This window comes from Mesorhizobium sp. M4A.F.Ca.ET.022.05.2.1, from assembly GCF_003998845.1.
Classification (GTDB): Bacteria; Pseudomonadota; Alphaproteobacteria; order Rhizobiales; family Rhizobiaceae; genus Mesorhizobium.
Window position 1 is genome coordinate 1 of the sequence record NZ_RZOJ01000515.1, and the last position, 3,649, is coordinate 3,649.

The following is a 3,649-nucleotide window of genomic DNA, read 5'->3' on the forward strand; positions in this document are numbered from 1 at the left end:
GACCGACGCGGGCAAGGCGCTGGTCAAGGCCTGCAACCAGCTCAGAATCATGATCGACCTCTCGCATCTCAACGAAAAGGGTTTTCGCGACGTGGTCGCGCTCAGCGATGCGCCGCTGGTCGCTACCCATTCCAACGTGCATGCGATCTGCGGCCATTCGCGCAACCTGACCGGCTGGCAGCTCGGCGCGATCCGCGAGACAGGCGGCATGGTCGGCCTGAACTTCGCCACCGGCTTCCTGCGCGAGGATGGCAAGATGAACGCCGATACCGGGCTCGACATCATGGTCCGCCATATCGACTCGCTGCTGCAGGCGCTAGGCGAGGATGGCGTCGGGCTGGGCTCGGATTTCGACGGCGCGATGATCCCGGCGGTGATCGGCGATGTCGCCGGCCTGCCCAAGCTGATCGATGCGCTGGCCGCAGGCGGCTTCGGGCGCGCGCTGATCGAGAAGATCGCTTATCGCAACTGGTTGAGCGTGCTGGAGAGAACGATAGGTTAGGTTACAGCACGCAGCCGATGCGCTTCAGCCAGTCCTTGCCGACGCCGCGATCGCGGATGATCGGCAAGGGGTCTTCGTGATCTAGGCGGGCGCAGATGCGGTAGACCTCGAGCGTCTCGGCATTCATCTCTCCGCGCTTGAAGAAGAACATCGCCGCCGCATAGCGGCTGCGGCCGGACCATGTTTCGCCGAGCGGCGTGTTGACCAGCTGCCACTGCTCGGCGGCTTCCGTCTTCGCATCCAGGTCGTCGTCCGCTTGGCTTGCCATGTCAAAAATCCGCCGGCGGGCTGGCGGTGCGACGGTCGAGCCTGATAAAGGGGCGCTGCACCACCTTCGCGCGTTTCATCAGCTTCTGGTACTGCAGCTCGCGCATGGCGTAGATCTCGACCCAGAGGTCGTCGACGATCGTATCGCCATAAGGCCGCTGCAGCGAGGCGAGAGCGATGTTGCGCTTGGCCATCGGCGACCACATGGCGGCGCTGACCAGCCCGACCTCCTGGCTCTTGCGATAGTAGACGATGGCATGCTCGGCCGGGATGTTGCCCTCGATCTCCAGCCCGACCAGCACGAGGCGCAGCTTCCTCTTCGTCCGCGCTTCGAAAATGGCACGTCGGCCGTTGAAGTGCCCCTTCTCGGGATCGACCATGAAACCGAGGCCGACCTCGTCCGGCATGCGCAGGCGGTCGGCGCGAATGGCATGCTCGGCGGTGGTGAAGTCGGCATTGGCGACGATCAGGCCGGCTTCGAGCCGGGCGCGGTTCAGCGCCGTGTAGCCGATGGCGCGGATGCCGCGCAGTTCGCCCGCCGCCATCAGCCGGTCCCACAGGCTCAGCGCCTTGTCGGCGGGCACGAACAGCTCGTAGCCGAGATCGCCGGTGAAGCCGGTGCGCGAGATCGTAACGGTGGCGCCGTCATGCGCGAACTCGGCGAGGTCGAAAACCTTCAGCCGCTCGACACCGGCAAAGCCGGCGTCGCGCAGGATGGCGAAGGAGGTCGGGCCTTGCAGCGCCAATCCGGCGACGGCTTCGGTCTCCTCCTCGACGTTGACCTCGTAGCCCATGGCGCTGTCGAGCAGCCAGGGCAAATGCCGCTCCTGCGAGCAGAGGCGAAAGCGCGTCGGCGACAGCCGGAACAAAGTGCCGTCGTCGAGGACAAAACCTTCGTCGTCGCACCAGGCGGTGTAGTGGACGCGGCCGGGCTTCAGCCTGGTCACGTCGCGCAGCGTGACACGGTCGAGATAGGCTTCGGCGTCCGGCCCCTCGATGCGGTATTTCGTCATCGGCGAGATGTCGAAGAGTGCCGCCTGGCTGCGGATGGCGAAATATTCGAGCTCCTCGTCCCATAACGAGTGCGGGGCGCGATAGCCGGCCCAGCTGTACCACTCCTGCTTCAAGCCCAGCGCGTCGATGCGCGGCTGGAAGGGCGTGCCCAGCCGCAGCGTGCGGAAGTGTGATTGCGCGATGGTGCGGGCTTCGAGCGCTGCATCGGCCTCGGTCTCGACGGGCTTCTTCCTGGTTGCTTGCGCCATGCTCATGCCCTCATCGCGATGATGCGGCGCGCGGCGTTGAGGCCGGGCGCGCCGGAGATGCCGCCGCCCGGGTGCGAGCCGGCTCCGGCGAGGAACAGTCCTTCGAGCGGGGTGTCGTAGCCCGACCAGCCGGAGACCGGCCGCGACACCAGCATCTGGTCGGCCTGCAATTCGCCATGGTGCCAGTGGCCGCCGGGCATGCGGTAGCGCGCCTCGATGTCGGCAGGCGTCAGAAGCTCGGCATGGCGCACCGTCGCGCCGATGCCCGGCGCGTAGGTCTCGAGCTGTGCCATGATCGCCTTGAGGAATTGCGGCCTGCCGGCGGCCCAGCCCGCTCGCAGCGCATAGGGGGCATATTGCACCACGGCCGAGAGCACGCAGGCGCCGGAGGGTGCCAGCGAGGCATCGGCCAGGCTGGGCAGCGTGATCTCCATCACTGGCTCGGGCGAGAACGCGCCATATTTCGACGGGTTGAAGGCGCGCTCGACATGGTCGGGCGAGGGCGCGATGACCAACCGGCCCTTGTGGCCGGCAGCGCCGACGCCGGAAAATTGCGGCGGTTGGTCGAGCGCCAGATGCAGCTTCGCCGCGTCGCCCTTCATGCGGATGTTCTTCACCCTGCGCACGAAGCCCGTGTCGACCTCGCGCGGGCCGACGAGATCGAGGATGGTCGTCGCCGGATTGATGGCGGAAACGACAGTCTTTGCCCGCAGCGTCTCGCCGCCTTCCGTGACGACGCCGACGGCGCGGCCCTTCTCGACGATGACCTTGGCGACCGGCGATGCCGGGCGGATCGTCACACCTGCCCTCTCGGCCGCCGCGCGGATGGCGGCCACGACGGCGCCCATGCCGCCTTTCGGCAGCATCTGCGCGCCGGCAAGGCCGCCGATCTCGCCGGCCAGCCGGTAGTAGAGGCCGAGCAGCGAGGTCGGCGAGCGCGGCCCGAGATGGGAGCCGAGCGTCGCGTCGAAAGCGAGCAGGCCCTTCAGCCTGTCGTCCGAAAGCTGCTCGTCGAGCAGGTCGTAGACATTCATCAGCAGAACGCGCAGGAAGTCGCGCATGTCCTCCTTGCCGAGCCGCTTCAGCGCCAGCGCGGTCTGGCCGAGGCCGGTCATCTCGGCGATCGACATGCCGGCAAGATCCGGCGGCCGGCGTGACAGGAACGGCTTCAGCACGCCGGCATAGCGCAGCAACTGCGCGCGCAGGTCCTTCCAGGCGGACTGCTCAGTGGGGCTGGCGCCGGTCAGCACCTCGCCATAGGCGCCGTGCAGCACCAGCGGCCCATCCTTCGACAGCGCGACCGAAGGCACGAAATCGGCGCGCTCGACCTTGAGGCCGTGGCGCTCCAGCTCCAGCGTCTTCACCACATCGGGATGCAGGCGGTTGAGCAGGTGGGCGACCGCGGAGACACGGAAGCCGGGCGCAAATTCCTCGGTGCGGGCGGCGCCGCCGAGATCGCTGCCGGCTTCGAGCAGCAGCACCTTGCGGCCCGATTTCGCCAGCGTGGCGGCGGCAACGAGGCCGTTGTGGCCGCCGCCGATGACGATCGCATCCCAATTCACTTCAGATGACGTCATGGGCAGCGCTCATATGTGAGGTTGGCTTGGCAAGATCGCAC

The 3,649-nt window shown here is 67.2% G+C and carries 4 protein-coding genes; 1 reads left to right on the forward strand and 3 read right to left on the reverse strand.

Annotation, left to right across the window (positions count from 1 at the left end; genetic code table 11):
* Positions 1-502, forward strand: a 502-nt coding sequence (locus tag EN745_RS31740; protein ID WP_189363224.1) for a membrane dipeptidase, incomplete at its 5' end; no start/stop codon positions are given.
* Between the two features lies 1 nt (position 503).
* Here EN745_RS31740 and EN745_RS31745 read toward each other — a convergent pair.
* Genes EN745_RS31745 through EN745_RS31755 form a run of 3 tightly spaced genes read right to left on the reverse strand, consistent with a single transcriptional unit; the run spans position 504 to position 3,608 of the window.
* Positions 504-770: a hypothetical protein gene (locus EN745_RS31745; protein ID WP_127423073.1), complete on the reverse strand. Its 267-nt coding sequence runs from the start codon at positions 768-770 to the stop codon at positions 504-506.
* Position 771: 1 nt separating this feature from the next.
* Entirely contained in the window at positions 772-2,031 is a 1,260-nt protein-coding gene (locus tag EN745_RS31750) for an aminomethyltransferase family protein (protein ID WP_127423074.1), read from the reverse strand.
* A 2-nt stretch (positions 2,032-2,033) separates the two neighbouring features.
* Entirely contained in the window at positions 2,034-3,608 is a 1,575-nt protein-coding gene (locus EN745_RS31755) for an NAD(P)/FAD-dependent oxidoreductase (RefSeq protein WP_127423075.1), read from the reverse strand.
* Between the last annotated feature and the right edge of the window lie 41 nt (positions 3,609-3,649).